Origin of the sequence: Protofrankia sp. Cj3 (assembly GCF_917627355.1) — a bacterium.
Lineage (GTDB): Bacteria > Actinomycetota > Actinomycetes > Frankiales > Frankiaceae > Protofrankia.
Genome location: NZ_CAKJTR010000014.1, coordinates 21,667 through 36,812, shown reverse-complemented (window position 1 = coordinate 36,812; position 15,146 = coordinate 21,667). Strand labels below are relative to the sequence as shown.

The following is a 15,146-nucleotide window of genomic DNA, read 5'->3' as shown; positions in this document are numbered from 1 at the left end:
GGTCAGGATTCCGCGTTACGGACGAGTTCGTCGGCCTCAGCCGGCCACCAGACGCCAGCCGGGGGGTTCTCCCGGCCGCACTCCCCGTCGCTCGCCCCTGGAACTTTGATCCAGAGCAACGCGTCCGCCCGCGGGCTGGCGGTGTCGGTGGTTGGCGCGGCCCCGAGCCCTCGGCCGGGTGGGTTGCACCAGGGATCTCTGATATTGCCATCGGTCGGGCCTCGTCCATTGCGCGAGGTGTCGACGACGAAATGCGCACCGCCGATCAGCGCCGCGATCACTTCGGCGCGGGCTATCTCGTCCCCGGTCCGGTAGTAGTTCGACACGTTGACCGCGAAGCCACGGGTCCGCCGCACCCCGGCCTGGCTCAGCCGGTCCGCGATAACCGGAGCCGCCGTCCATCCACAGTTGGCACCGTCAAGGTAGACGCTGGTACGGGCCAGCCCGCCGTAGACGTCGACGGCGTCGTTCAGCAACTGATAACGCTCCCGCTGCTGGGCCGCGGGCAGGCTGTCCATCTGCGCGAGCGAATCCGGCTCCAGGATGACAACGGCGGCACGGGCACCGATTCCCGCTGCCACCTGCCGGGTGAACGCCCGGTAGGTGGCAGCGTCGGGTTCTCCCCCGGCGGAGAACCCGGCACCGACATCACGGTGCGGAATCGCATAGACCATGAAGACCGCTGTGGCACCAGCTCGTTCCGCCTGCGCGCTACGCGCCGCCACCTCAGCTTGAACACCGTCACGCAGCCAGTCCCCCACTGAGAAGGCGATCGGCTTGGCCGCGATCGCCGCCGCGCTCGCCCCATTGGCGGCGTCCTGACGTGCGGCTATGGCTGGTTGGCTGTTCGGATCGACGAGAAAGGGCGCGCGGGGCGCCGGGCCGTACGGTCCGGCGCCCGCCACGGCGCCACGACCGGCCGGGTCACCCGCGGGGCACTGCGCGCCGACCGCGTGAAGTGGCCCGGCGCCGTTCGCCGCCGTGCTGGCGCTCCGGGTCGACCTTCCCGCGCCACACCCACTGGCAGCCAGCATGGCGGCGAGGGCCGCGGCTGCCGCCAGACCGACGGCTCGCGTCCGGCGGTGGCCCGCCCGGCGCCGGACGACATCGATACGCCGCACCAACCCGGAGATCGATACAATCACTGTCATCCCACTTGAACCCAGGTGGCGACGGATGGGACGCCCGCACCGTTGGTCACGAAAAGCATGTACCAGTCTGACGGAAGAAGATTGGGATTCTGGGGCACCTCCAGTGTGAGGTTGCCAGCTGTCTGTTGAACGATCGGTAACGCCACGGAACGCTGCTCGGTGTCGGTGACATGGGTGTAGGCACCCGGGCGGATCAAACGCACCTTTGTCACCGGCTGCGACGATGCCACAGTGATCATCGATCCGCGAGTTATCCGCGGCGGCGCCGAGATGACTTTCGGACGGTCACCCCGGTAAAGGTAGCTGGGCGAATAGACCTCGACCCGGGTCTCGAACGTGTTGTCGTCGCTCAACGGATTCGAACCGAAGACAGCCACCCGCCCGTCCGGGAGCAGCAGGTATTCGGAGTGGTAGTCACGGCCGACGTGTGGGTCCGCCGCCGCGGTGAAGGAGCTCGTATCCGGATGGTAGATCTCGGCGACCCGGGAGTCCCTGGCCCGGTAGCCGGTGGAACCACCGGAGACGAGCACGGTGTCGTCAGGAAGGATCACCGCGCCGGGGTACCGCCTGACCCTCGACATGTCGGGGCCACGCTGGTAACGCGGGGCAGGCGAATCAAGATCTACGATCGCGGTCCGGGCAGTCGCCACCTGGGTGTCGCCGACCCCGCCACCGGCAATGAACATCACCTTCTGCTCCTGAGCCGGAGCGAGCATGATCGTCCCTGCCGTCTCGTTGAGTTCCGGCTCGGGCAGCCCGTCGACCGGCTGGAAGGCGTTGTTCGTCAGGTTCCACAGGCCTGGCTGGCGCTCCGCGACACTCGCCGGGCCGTAGCCCGCGTTGGCGCCGGAGAAGAACAGCCTGCCGTCACCGGCGAGTAGCAGAGCTGGATAGGTGGGAAAAACCTTCCGGAGATCCTGCTGGTCGTCCCATGTCCCGCTGGCTGAGCTGAACAACTCGGTATTGCCCTGGTCGATGTCGCCGTTGCCGTCGAGCCCGGAAACCGCCACCACCAGGCCGCTGGCCAGGGTCACCAACGTCGGATACCACCGGGCATGGTTCAGCTCACCGGTCTTCTCATATCGCTCGGTCACCGGATTGAAAAGGTAGGAGTCCTTGAGCCCCTGGTACTCGTGCTTCTTACCGTCCGGGGAGGCCGGTGCAAGAAGCTCGTATTTCTTGGTGCCCCCCGCTATCAACAGATCACCATTCGGGAGAAAGGCGTGCCCGGCGCAGAAGACATCCCAGGGCGTGTGGACATCGGTAAAGGTGTTCGCGATCGGATCCCACAGCACGGTCCTGAACTTCTTCGCGTCAAAACTGCCCTGGTCGTTACCGGAGCCGGCCATGAGCAGGACCTTCCCGGTATGCAGCATCGCCGCGTGGATCGACCGCGTGCCGCTGTCCGCGACAACGTCCCAGCGTCCATGGCTGCGCATGTAGTCCGGCCGGTGGGACCGCCACCGTTCGTAACGCGCCGCGGTCCACGAGACGGCGAACGGGCCGTTGCCCACGAGGATGACGAGAAGAAAGGCACCGAACCGCAGCATGCGCCACCTGCGCAGCCGGTTGGCCCGGCCGGGCGAGGCCGGCAGCACGGCCATCAGGTCAGCTCCTCAAGCAGGCCGTCGCGGGACACCCGCCGACGCCGCGGCCGGAGCTTCATAGTGACGTCCTCCAGGTGGCCGCCAGCCGCCGAGTAACCGCTGGAGGCCGAAAAACCGCCGAGCACCGGCCGCCCGGTCGCCCGCCCCATCCCGGTCGGCCGTTGGACGGCGGCCGCCGCTCTGATCACTTTCTGCCTGGTCGCCGCAACGGGCCGAGCCGGATCTCCCGGCGGCGATGTGGGCGCCGGGCGGGCCAGCCACCGAGTGTTCTGCTCGCTGTAGGCCCTCGCGCGCGCCACTGCTGGTGGCACTGCTGGTAGCACTGTAGGTAGCACTGTGGATGGCACGGCCAGCATGACCATGTCCTCAACGGCCTCCCCGCGCCACCCGATCGGAGCGGCCACCAGCACGACCGGCCGGGCCGCGGGCCGCGGCGCGGGCCGCGCACGCATCCCGTCGAGTTCCTTCAGCAGGCCCACGGACACCTGGTCCGCGGGCCGGACATGCACGACAGCCGGCGGCGGGGCCGCCGCTGAGCCACCGCCTCGAGCGAGCCGCTGGCCGGCAACCGTGGACACCGCCCACATGGCAACGGGTGCCAGGCAGCTGAGCAGCGACAGCACCGCCCAGACCATGTTGGCCGGGTACACGTTGCCGCAGGCTGCCGCGACGGTGATGGAACCCGTGGAGAGCATCGCCCAGAAGAGGTGTTTTCGGAAGGTCAGGAGCCGATCGGGGCTGGCGCTACGCCCCTTGGGAGTGACGACGAAACCGAGCGGACGCCGCAGTAACGCGCCGACAAAGGCGGTCGAGTAAAAGGGGGTACACAACATCGAGACGAAGATTCCGGAGATTCCGGCGGTTCCCTTCTCCTCATGCGGGCTGATATTGAAACGCCGCAGCCAGATGTAGAGGAGAAGCCTCGCCACCGCGACATCGATGTAGAGGGCCAACCAGGACGATATGCGCACCGTGACCCCGCTGGAGCCCAGCGCCATATAGCTGACGGTGAGCAGCATCCCCATCAGCCAGGTGAGGGCGACCGTCGGATAGTGCAACATCAAGATCAGGTAGTGCAGGCGGCCTCCCCACGACAGTTTCCGCAGCCGGCGCACCGACTCGGTCACCATGACCTCGTTGGAGCCGCGTGCCCATCGCAGCTGTTGGCTGAAGAAGTCGGTCCACGTCGCCGGCCCCTCGCCGACAGCGACAACATCGGGTGTGTACACCGATTTCCACCGCCGGCCGGTTTCCGGGTGGCGCGCCCCGTGCACGGCGAAGGAGGTGGCCAGATCCTCGGTGATCGAATCCTGGAACCCGCCGATCTGCTCCCATGCCGCGACACGGTAGGCATGGTTCGTTCCGACGAACATTCCGCAGTTGAACCGGTTCGCGGCGCGCTGGATCACTGAATGGAACATGTAGTTCTGGGCTTCGGCACCGCGGGTGAGAAACTTCTGGAAGTTTCCGTAGACCTGCGGTCCCACGACGAAGGCGACCTCGGGATCCCGGAAGTAGCCGAGCATGCGCGCGGCGAAGTTCGGTAACGGGATGTGGTCGGGATCGACCGACATGACGATGTCGTAGGACGCGCCGTGGGCGGCCAGCCATGAGTTGTGGTTGCCGTGCTTGGTGCGGGTGCGAAAACGCCCTTTCGGCTCGTTCCACCGTTCGACCCCGTTGCGGGAGAAATGATGGACCCCGATGTCCGCACACACCGCCCGGACTCCCGGATCATTCCCCTCGTCGAGTAACCAGATGTCGATCGGCGTGCCATAGTGGATCCGCCGGGCCGCGATCAGGGTGTCACGCACGACATCGATCGGTTCCTTTGCGGGCACGATCGTCGTTGTGAAGGCGATCCGCAGGCCGTCCGCCGGCCGCACCGGCACCGGATCGCGCATGATAAACGCGGACCAGCAGAGCGTGATCGAGTTAAGCAACCGAATTCCCTCGGAAATGACGATCAGCAGGAACATGACGGCATTGCCGAGACGGACCGGGGCCGGCAGGTACGCGCCCCGGGGAAAATGATCCGGCTGGATCAGCCAGACAAAGAACAACGACGATAACCCAACGGTGGCCACCAGCAGCGGCAGCACCATCCACAGCTCGCGGCCAACCATGACCCGGCGATAGGCGACCCGGTATCTCCCGCTCGTGGCCGGCAGGGTAAGCGGACCCGCAAGGCTCGAAAAAGATGTGTAATCGTAGGCCAATTTTGTTCCAAGGGCTCGTGCCACCGACAGGGGAAAGCCACCGAAATCGGTCCGTTCTCGACCTGTTCGCCGGCTGCGATCCGATCACCAGAAAGGCGGGGGCGCCCACGTGCCTCGGCGCCGCCCGCGCTCGTCATCAGGCCGGGTCACCCACTACCCGGGTGAAGCGGCCGACCAGTTGCCACCCGGCCCCGCCCACGCTGAGCGTGACGCCGGCCGCGAGGCTGAGCCACAGGCCCAGGCCCACGTGTGTACTGGCCACGGGATGGTCCGTCTGGAAGGTACCGATCCGTAGCTGGAGGAGTTTCGCGGCCAGGGGATCCCCCGCATCGATCTCAGCGGCGGCGAGGACGGTGATCACAAGACCAGCCGGCGCCAGCGCGAGGGACAGTGGACGCGCACGCCGCCCGTCCGGCGGCAACAGGCAGGACACTGCGCAGACAACCCCCAGCAGCAGCACGACCACACCGTTGGCCGACAGCTCCAGCCCGGTACGGCTGACCGCAAGCAGGACCGCCCCGCGGTCGGACAGGGTCGCGCCCGCCCATGGCAGGAGCGTCCCCACCGCCGCGGCCATCCCCGCGGCACCGCATCCCACAATGATCAAATCCGCGGATGGGAACCTGGCTACGTACTCAAGGCCCGCGGGTGAGCCGTCCGATTCGCGAATCGACAAGCTGCCCCCTTCGACACCGGCACAACCACATCAACCCAATGGGTACCTGGTATCGCACAACCACGTCCGGACTTCTCATGATCACGTTCGCAACCAGTGACAAGATGTCTGGACCTGTCCGTTACGGGCCAAGAGGTACATCCGGACGCCCCGGCCCGCCCCGGCCCGCCCCGCGCGCCCCGCGCGCCTCCTGGCGGCGCCGGCACGGCGGTTCTCAGATCACCAGATGGCCGTCGCCGACGCCGACCCAGGTCGTCGACGTGAGCTCGCTGGGGCCCATCGGCCCGCGAGCGTGCAGTTTCTGCGTGGAGATACCGATCTCCGCACCGAAGCCGAATCGTTCACCGTCGGTGAAACGGGTAGAGGCGTTGACCATGACCGCAGCGCTGTCGCAGGTTGCGACGAACCGGCGGGACGCCTCCAGCGAGCGCGTGATGATCGCCTCGGTGTGCCCACTGCCCCATTGCCGGATATGGGCCACGGCCTCGGCCAGGGAGCCCACCACCCGGACCGCCATGTCCAGCGAGAGGTACTCGGTGGCCCAGTCCTGCTCCGTCGCGGGCAGCGCGGACGGGTCGTGCGCGCGGACCGCGTCGTCGCCGTGGATCGTCACCCCGGCCTGGCGGAGCGCGGTGAGGACCCGGGGCAGGAAGGCGTCGGCGACACCCGCGTGGACCAGCAGTGTCTCGGCCGCGTTGCACACCGACACCCGCTGGGTCTTGGCGTTGAGGACGATCGCCAGCGCCTGGTCGAGATCCGCGTCAACGTCGACGTATACATGGCAGTTGCCGACCCCGGTCTCGATCACAGGCACGGTGGACTCCGCCACCACCGCCCGAATCAGACCAGCCCCGCCCCGCGGGATCAGCACATCCACAAGACCGCGCAGCCGCATGAGCTGCTTGACGGACTCGTGGTCGGCACCGGGCACGAGCGCGACCGCGTCGGCGGGCAGCCCAGCTCCGGCCGCGGCCTCCCGCAGCACCGCGACCAGCGCGGCATTGGTACGCGCAGCCGACGCGCTGCCGCGCAGCAACACAGCGTTACCACTCTTGAGGCACAGCCCAGCCGCGTCCACCGTCACGTTCGGACGCGCCTCGTAGATGATCCCGACCACACCGAGGGGCACCCTGACCTGGCGCAGCTCTATTCCGTTGGGAAGCCGCCGACCACGGACTACCTCGCCGACCGGGTCGTCGAGGGCCGCCACCTTGCGCAGACCGCCGGCAATGGCGACGAGGCGGTCCGTGGTGAGGGTCAACCGGTCAACCATGGCCGTACCGGTGCCCGCGTCGCGGGCCATCGCGACATCCTCGGCGTTGGCCTGGAGAACTGGCTGGCCAGCGGCCAGGATGGCGTCCGCCATCGCGTACAGGGCACGGTCCTTGTCCGCGCGCGACAGCGGCGCGAGCGTGGCCGCGGCCGCGCGGGCCCGGACCGCGGTCTGGCGGACGTCCTCGGCAATGGTGTTCATGATCAGTTCCTTCCGACCCGACGCCTGCCACCGGAACGCGCCCCACCGCTCAAGGGCCAGAAACGGGTATGTTCCGCGCCGCTGGGGGTTGATGTCCCCGGTTCACTACAGAGGTTACCGGCCTCAGTGGTCGGCGCTGGACGTTCATCCAGGGTCTGCCAGCGCCAGGCGGCGCCTCGCGTCGTTGTCACCAGCCCCGGCAGCACACCGCTACCGGGGCCTGGGCCGCCTCGCGACGCATCCACCTGGCATCCGACAACCCCTTGAAGGACTGCCAGCGCCGACCGCTCAGAGCGCGTTTGAGATCGTCATTCCGGCTCGCCGCGCCCAGGCGCCCCCTGGCCGCGTTGTCGGCCACACCGATACAACTCAGCCGGTATCGCTTCGGCCTTCCGCCTTGCGCCGCACGCACCCCAGCCCCACTCCTTGATCCACACCTCTATTGCCGGGCGCTCTTCGCCCTCGACGCGGTGCCGAACCGGCCGCTGCCGGGACGGGCGGGCCGCCGTCCGGGACCCGCGTGTGGAACCGCCGGAGGCGCGCCTTACCGTGCATGGCATGCTCACGCTGCACACATCCGACTGGCATCTCGGCCGCGCCCTGCACGGGTTCGATCTGTCGGCGGCCCAGGCCGCGTTCGTCGACCACCTCGTCGAGGTTGTCCGTGTCGAGCAGGTCGACCTCGTTGTCGTCGCTGGGGACGTGCACGACCGGGCCATCCCACCGGTCGCGGCCATGCGGCTGTTCGACGAAGCGCTCTCCCGGATGCGCGATGCCGGCGCGCGGGTTGTGGTGATCAGCGGTAATCACGACGCCCCCGCGCGCCTTGGTGACAAGGCCGGGCTGCTTGATCCCCGGGTCCGCATCCGCACGGAGGTGGCTGCCGTCGCCGATCCCGTGACTGTCGAGGACTCCCACGGCCCGGTCCACGTCTACGCCATCCCCTACCTCGAGCCGGCCGCGGTGGCTGCGGCCCTGGCGGACACCGCCGCCAGCGACGGCGTCACTACAGAAGGCGTCACCACAGACAGTGCCGCCGCAGACAGTGCCGCGAGCGACACCGCCGGCACGGATGCCGCCGCCGGCACCCTTGCGGCCGATACCGCCACCGGGGGCGCCGGGGTGGCCCGGACCGTGCCGGCCGGTACCGCGGCAACCCATGCGTCGATCATGCGGCAGGCGATGCGTGCCGTCCACGCCGCGCGCGCTCGCCACGGTGGGCGCAGCATCGTCTGCGCCCACGCGTGGGTGCACGGGGGCAAGGGCAGCGACAGTGAGCGCGACATCAGCGTCGGTGGGCTGGCGGCGGTCCCCGCGGACCTGTTCACCGGGATCACCTACACCGCCCTCGGCCATCTCCACAAGCCGCAGGCCCTGCGCGATGACCTACGCTACAGCGGCTCACCGCTCGCCTACTCGTTCTCGGAAGCGGCGGATGCCAAGTCCTCCCTGCTGGTCGAGCTGGACGCGACCGGCCTGGCCGGTGTCGAGGAGATCCCGGTGCCGCTGTACCGCAGCCTCGCCCGGCTGCGGGGCACCCTGGCGGATCTCATGACCTCGGCTGTCTACGAAGCGCATACCGGTGACTTCGTGTCAGTCGTGCTCACCGACCCGGTCCGCCCGATGGACGCGATGACGACCCTGCAACGCCGGTTCCCCCATGCGCTCACCCTGAGCCATGAGCCGGTTGCTGGCGGGGCCGCGGACGGGCTCAACTACCGGCAGCGTATTCGCGGGCGCACCGATCTGGCCGTCGCCGAGGCGTTCCTCACCCATGTGCGGGCCGAACCCGACGAGCGCGAACGGTCGTTGCTGCGGGCGGCGCTGGATGACGCCCGGCTGTCCGAGGACGCCGCCTGATGCGTCCCCACCGGCTGGAACTCACCGCCTTCGGGGCGTTCCCGAACAGCGTCGAACTGGACTTCGACCAGCTCAGGGCAGGCGGTCTGGTGCTGCTGTGCGGCGAGACCGGCGGGGGGAAGAGCACCCTGCTCGACGCGCTCGGGTTCGCCCTGTACGGCACTGTCCCGGGGCTGCGCGCCCGCGCCCGCGACCTGCGCTCGCATCACGCCGACGCCAGCACGGCGCCGTGGGTGCGGCTGGAGTTCAGCCTGTCCGGTCGGCGGTTCCGGATCGCACGCACCGCGCTCTGGGAGCGACCGAAACGTGGCGGCGAGGGCAGTGTCCGGGTGAACCCGACCGCGCTGCTCGAGCGGTGGGCCGGCCCCGGTTGGGAGGTGGTGGCCCAGCGCAACGATGACGTGGGCCTGGAGGTCGGCCGGCTGCTGGGGATGACCGCCGAACAGTTCTTCCAGGTGATCATGTTGCCGCAGGGGCACTTCGCCGATTTCCTACAGGCGGACCACGATGCCCGGGAGCGGCTGCTCAAGCGGCTGTTCAGGGTCAACCGGTTCGAGCACGCCGAGCAGTGGCTCGCCGACCAGGCAAAGATCGCGGATGAGAGAGCGGCGAACGCGCGCGGGGAACTTGTCCGGGTGCTGGCACGCGCGGCCGAAGCCGCGGAGACGGCGGAACCCGCTGACCCCGAGGCCGACCCGGAGTGGGTCGCCGACCTCGCCGCCGCCGCGGCGGCCGCCACCACCGCGGCAGACGATCGGGCCGCGGTGGCGGCAGACACCCGCCGGCACGCTGAGGACTCCCTTGAGCAGGCTCGCGCGCTCGCCGAGCGCCAGTCCGAACGCCGCGACCTGCTGACACAGCTTGCGGCGCTGGAAGCGGAGCTCCCCGCGGTGGAGACGATGGCCGCCGAACTCGACGCGGCCCGGCGCGCCGGCCCGGTACGCCGGGCGCTGGAACATGTGTGGGACCGCGCGGACAGCCTCGAGCGGGCGCGTTGTGCCCAGGAGGCCGGACGTGACAGGCTGCGGCTGCTGGGTGCCCGCCACGACGCGTCCGTCGACGAGTTGGCGCGGCTGTCCCGTCTCACCCACACGGATGTGGGACGTCTGGAGCAGCTGTCCCATGTCCTGGCCGCAGCGGAGGCCGACGACGCGGCGGCGGCGGCGGCCGAGTCCGACGCCGAGAGCCACGCGGCAGCGCTCACCGCGCTCACCGAGTATCTGCGGACCGAGCTGCCGCAGCGGCGGCACGTCCTCGAGGAGCGGCTGAACCGGGCCCGAGCCAGCGCCGCGGCGCTCCCCGGGGCGCGGGAACAGGCCCGGGTGGCAGCGGAGCTGGCCGGCACCGTACGGCAACATCACGAATCCATGACCCGTGCCGACGAGGCTGAGCGGACCGCCCGCGACGCCCGCATCCTGGCCAGCGACATCCGCCGCCAGCGGTTCGACGCGATCACCGCCGAACTGGCCGCCGCTCTGGTCGACGACTCCCCCTGCCCGGTCTGCGGATCGCTCGCCCACCCCGACCCCGCCGAGGTCCGGGCGGACCATGTCGACAAGGACGACGAGCTGGCCGCCGAAGCCGAGGCCGGCCGGCTCACGGCGGTGGCAACCGACGCGCGCCGCGATGCCGACCGGCTCGATGAGCGCATTCGCACTCTGCTGGGTGAACTCGCCAACCGGGTGGAGCCCGCCTGGAGCACGCCGGAAACAGGATCGGCACGTGCGGACGGCCAACCACCGTCCCGTGCGGTCGAGTCGTTCGCGACGGTCACCGTGGTCGGAGTCATCGACTCGGCCCCGCACGGCGCGGGCGGCACCGATGTGGGCGGCACCGATGTGGGCGGCGATGCCACGGACAGCCATGACGTTCACCGCGGCAGCGGCGACGGCAACAGTGGCGGCAACAGCGACGGCGGTGCCGCCGACCCGCGGCGCCGGGATCTACCGGTTGCTCCTGAGCCAACCGCCGAGGGGTTCGAGCGGACCGCGGCGGACCTCGCCAGCCACGCCGACATGCTTGCCGCCACCGCCGCCGATCTCCCATCCGCTGAGCAGGCGCTTGCCCTGCTCCGCGAGGAGGAGACACGAGCCGCCGCGGAGCTGGCCGGTCACGGGTCGGCCGAGCAGCTCGCCCGCACCCATGCGGAGGAATACCGGGTACGGGCCGCCCGGCAGCGTTCGGGCATTCCACCGGAACTGCGGGACCCCGACCAGCTGGCGACACGTCAGCGCGAGATCGCACAGTTCGCGGACGCGTACACCGAGTGCCACGCCGCCGCCGCGGCGGCGGTCTCGGCGGAGGAGGAACACCGCCGGGCGTCAGCCGCGGCCGACGGTGACGCCCGCGCCGCGGGCTTCCCGGACACGGCCACTGCCCGAGCCGCCTGCCGGGAGGACAGCTGGCTCGCCGCGACACAGACGCGGCTGGACGCCCACCGGGACGATCTGGTCGGGGTGCGATCCCGGTTGGCCAGCCCTCAGCTGGCCGTCGACCCGCAGGCGCCGGTACCGCTGGCCGACCGGGAGGCAGCCGCGCTGGCCGCCCGGGAGGCGCACGAAGCGGCGCTCGCCGCGGCGGCGCGGGCGGGCGACCGGCTCAGGCGCCTGTCCGCCCTGGTCGCCGTCTTCGCCGAGGCGTTCGCGGCGGTGGCACCGCTGCGCGAGGCAGCCCAGCACATACGCGGCCTCGCCGACGTGGCCGCGGGACGCGGTGACAACCGCCAGGGCATGCCCCTGTCGAGCTTTGTCCTCGCCGCCCGGCTCGAGGAGGTCGCGACCGCGGCGAGCGGGCGGCTGTCGGCGATGAGCGGCGGCCGGTTCACCCTGGTCCACGATGTCGGTGAACGCCGCGACCGGCGGCGCCGGGCCGGTCTCGGGCTGCTCGTCGAGGATGCCTGGACGGGCCGGCGGCGTGACACCGCCACCCTGTCCGGTGGGGAGACCTTCCAGGCCGCGCTCTCCCTGGCGCTGGGACTCGCGGACGTGGTCACCGCCGAGTCCGGCGGTCAGGCCATGGACGCGCTGTTCATCGACGAGGGCTTCGGCAGCCTCGACCCCGACAGCCTGGAGGAGGTCATGAACGTCCTGGACGACCTGCGCTCCGGCGGCCGGCTGGTCGGTATCGTCAGCCACGTCGCCGATCTGCGCCAGCGCATCCCCACCCAGGTCACCGTCGTCAAGAGCGCCCGTGGCAGCCATGTCCGGACCAGCCTCACCTGACCGGCGGGATGGCCCGGGACGCCGGCCGCGCTGTGCTCCTTCAGGCTCCGTACGGCCGACAAGGCCCGCGCGGCCGACGACGCTGGAGCCAGCGGCCAGCGCTGGCACGACCGTCCAGACCGGCGCCCATGAGCACACTGGCCAGGCGCCAGCCGACGTCGGCTGGCGCCTGGCTCGGCGTCAGCGGCGCGGCTGGAGGAGAACGAGGTCGTCACGATGGACGATCTCGCGCTCGTAGAACGAGCCAAACTCAGCCGCAAGATCGGATGTTGAACGACCCAGCATCCCCGGCAGCTCCGCCGCGTCGTAGGCGACCAGCCCCCGGGCGACCGACAGGCCCGCCGGGCTGACCAGGTCAACCGGGTCACCGGCGGAGAAGTCACCGTCAACCTTGGTGACCCCGGCAGGTAACAGCGACACCCGGCGGCCGACCACCGCGGCCACCGCACCGCTGTCGAGAAACAGCCTGCCCTGCGGGATTGTCGCGTGTTCCAGCCACAGCAGGCGGGACGCCCGGCGCGGGCCGGTCGGGTGGAACACCGTGCCCACGTCGGCGCCGGCAAGAGCGGCGGCCGCGTTCCCCGCCGACGTGATGATTGTCACGACCCCGCCCGAGGCGGCCATCCGAGCCGCCTCGATCTTCGTTGCCATACCACCGATCCCGACCCCGGCGCTGCCGGTGCCGCGGGTGCCGACCCCATCGAGATCCGCGTCCGCCCGGACCTCACGGATCATGGTGGCCGGGCCGCGCCGCGGGTTGGCGTCATAGACACCGTCCACGTCGGAGAGCAGGAGCAGCAGATCCGCGGAGACGAGATGCGCGACGATCGCCGCGAGACGATCGTTGTCCCCGACCCGGATCTCCTGGGTGGCAACGGCGTCGTTCTCGTTGACAATGGGAACGACGCCGAGTTCCAGCAGCCGGTCCAGGGTGGTCCGGGCGTTACGGTAGTGAGTGCGCCGGATCACATCGGTAGCGGTGAGCAGCACCTGGCCGACCCGGTACCCGGCCGTCCCGAACTCGGTGGCGTAACGGTGCACGAGCATGCTCTGACCGACGCTCGCCGCGGCCTGCAGGGTCGCGAGATCTCGAGGCCGCCGGGTCAGCCCCAGCGGCGCGAGGCCCGCGGCGATGGCGCCCGACGAGACCAGCACCAACCGACCCGCACGCGCCAGCAGTGCCCGCACCAGCGCATCGACGCGATCACCGTCGATACCGCCGCTCGCGGTCGTCAAGGACGACGAACCGACCTTCACCACAATCCGGTTGGCCCGTGTCACAAAGTCACGAACAGTCACACATCAACCCTGTCACGAGTCGCCCTCGTCGTCCCCAGCGCCACTGGCATGATCAGCTGCCCGGCGAGCGAAGCGTTGAGCCCTGGTCAACCGGGTGGTGGTGCGGAGCCTGTCGTCACTGCCACGAGGGCCGAGAGTGGATCCCACCGAGAGCGCCTCAGCTCCCCCTGAGCCGGCGGCCGTGGATCCACCAGCGGCCGAGCCGGCAGGCAGAGCGTCACGCCGGCCCCCACGCCCACCACGCCCGCTCAGGTGCGGCTCCCAGTCAAAGGTGACATCGCCGATGGTCACCGCGACACCAGGTTCCGCCCCCAGCCGAACGAGCTCAGCCTCCAGGCCGAGACGAGCCAGCCGATCGGCGAGGAAGCCGACCGCCTCATCGTTACCGAAGTCGGTCTGCCGGACCCATCGCAGGGGTTTGGCACCGGTCACCACGAACCCGTCATCGTGTGCGCGGACGGCGAAATCAGGCTCATCAACCGCGCGGGGGCGGAGAACGACCCGCTGGGAGGTCCGCGCCGGCTGTAGCGCCCGATGTTCGGCGACCCGTTCAGCCAGGGCGAGCGAGAGCGTACGGACGCCCTCCCGGGTGGCGCTGCTCACGGCGAACACGGCCAGCCCACGGGCGGCGATCTCGGCCGTGACCAGGTCTGCCAGGTCGCGGCCATCCGGTACGTCAATCTTGTTGAGGACGACCACCCGCGGCCGGTCCGACAGGTCCGCGGAGTACGCGGCCAGTTCGGCCTCGATGACGTCGAGGTCGCTGACGGGATCACGGCCGGGCTCGAGGGTGGCGCAGTCCAGCACGTGCACGATGACCGAGCAGCGCTCGATATGGCGCAGGAACTCAAGCCCCAGGCCTCGTCCGGAACTGGCTCCGGGGATCAGGCCTGGGACATCGGCCACCGTGTACGGCGGAAGGTCACCGGCCAGCGCCACGCCGAGGTTCGGTACGAGGGTGGTGAAGGGGTAGTCCGCGATTTTGGGCTTGGCCGCGCTGAGCACCGAGACCAGCGAGGACTTGCCCGCGCTGGGAAAGCCCACCAGCGCCACGTCCGCGACGGTCTTGAGCTCCAGGACGGCGTCCAGCCGCTCCCCCGGCTCGCCGAGCTCCGCGAACCCCGGGGCCTTGCGCCGAGCGGAGGCAAGAGCCGCGTTGCCCCGGCCACCGCGGCCACCGCGGGCGATGACCAGCTCGCTCCCGGCGCCGACAAGGTCCGCGACCTGCTCGCCGTCCGGCCGTAGGACGACCGTGCCGTCCGGCACTGGCAGCACAAGATCGACACCATCCGCGCCGTGCCGGTTGGAGCCCTGGCCCGGACGGCCGCCAGAGGCTCGCTGGTGGGGGTGGAAGTGGAACTCGAGCAGGGTCGTCACACTCGGGTCAGCCCGAAGAACGACGTCCCCGCCACGCCCGCCGTTACCGCCGTCAGGGCCACCGAGCGGTTTGAACTTCTCCCGGTGAACCGACGCGCAGCCAGGCCCGCCGTCCCCCGCGATGACGTGGAGGACGACCCGGTCGACGAAGGTGGGCACCGCTGCCTCTCCTCATCGTCGTTGGCTTAGCGGTCGCCGAGACAACTCGCCCACGCGGACAGCGGCACCGGCCCTGTTGAGCTGCGAGCCGGCTGCCTCAGGC

General features: G+C 70.1%; 9 protein-coding genes. 2 read left to right on the top strand and 7 right to left on the bottom strand.

Annotation, left to right across the window (positions count from 1 at the left end; all coding sequences use genetic code 11):
- Positions 1-2: 2 nt before the first annotated feature.
- The 5 genes from MJ783_RS03395 to MJ783_RS03375 all read right to left on the bottom strand — a co-directional run bounded on the left by MJ783_RS03395 (position 3) and on the right by MJ783_RS03375 (position 7,127).
- On the bottom strand, positions 3-1,151 hold the full coding sequence (locus MJ783_RS03395) for a glycoside hydrolase family 6 protein (protein ID WP_239308441.1): 1,149 nt from the start codon (positions 1,149-1,151) through the stop codon (positions 3-5).
- Positions 1,148-2,755, bottom strand: coding sequence for a galactose oxidase-like domain-containing protein (locus MJ783_RS03390; RefSeq protein ID WP_239308440.1), 1,608 nt, complete (start codon positions 2,753-2,755; stop codon positions 1,148-1,150). The genes MJ783_RS03395 and MJ783_RS03390 overlap by 4 nt, the downstream gene beginning before the upstream one ends.
- Positions 2,755-4,977 carry a glycosyltransferase family 2 protein gene (locus tag MJ783_RS03385; RefSeq protein ID WP_239308439.1) on the bottom strand — a complete coding sequence of 741 codons (2,223 nt, stop codon included), beginning with the start codon at positions 4,975-4,977 and terminating at the stop codon, positions 2,755-2,757. Before MJ783_RS03385 ends, MJ783_RS03390 begins: the two co-directional genes overlap by 1 nt.
- Positions 4,978-5,113: 136 nt before the next feature.
- A complete protein-coding gene (locus MJ783_RS03380) occupies positions 5,114-5,653 on the bottom strand; it encodes a hypothetical protein (RefSeq protein WP_239308438.1) in 540 nt (179 codons plus the stop codon).
- Positions 5,654-5,867: 214 nt separating this feature from the next.
- Positions 5,868-7,127 carry a glutamate-5-semialdehyde dehydrogenase gene (locus tag MJ783_RS03375; RefSeq protein ID WP_239308437.1) on the bottom strand — a complete coding sequence of 420 codons (1,260 nt, stop codon included), beginning with the start codon at positions 7,125-7,127 and terminating at the stop codon, positions 5,868-5,870.
- 558 nt (positions 7,128-7,685) lie between these two features.
- Here MJ783_RS03375 and MJ783_RS03370 point away from each other — a divergent pair.
- Both MJ783_RS03370 and MJ783_RS03365 read left to right on the top strand, forming a co-directional pair.
- Positions 7,686-8,987, top strand: a complete 1,302-nt coding sequence (locus MJ783_RS03370) for an exonuclease SbcCD subunit D (protein ID WP_239308452.1) — start codon at positions 7,686-7,688, stop codon at positions 8,985-8,987.
- Positions 8,987-12,208, top strand: a complete 3,222-nt coding sequence (locus tag MJ783_RS03365; RefSeq protein WP_239308436.1) for an AAA family ATPase — start codon at positions 8,987-8,989, stop codon at positions 12,206-12,208. Before MJ783_RS03370 ends, MJ783_RS03365 begins: the two co-directional genes overlap by 1 nt.
- 180 nt (positions 12,209-12,388) lie before the next feature.
- Here MJ783_RS03365 and proB read toward each other — a convergent pair whose 3' ends face one another.
- Both proB and obgE read right to left on the bottom strand, forming a co-directional pair.
- A complete protein-coding gene (proB, locus tag MJ783_RS03360) occupies positions 12,389-13,507 on the bottom strand; it encodes a glutamate 5-kinase (RefSeq protein WP_239308435.1) in 1,119 nt (372 codons plus the stop codon).
- Positions 13,508-13,519: 12 nt separating this feature from the next.
- On the bottom strand, positions 13,520-15,043 hold the full coding sequence (obgE, locus tag MJ783_RS03355) for a GTPase ObgE (protein WP_239308434.1): 1,524 nt from the start codon (positions 15,041-15,043) through the stop codon (positions 13,520-13,522).
- Positions 15,044-15,146: the final 103 nt, after the last annotated feature.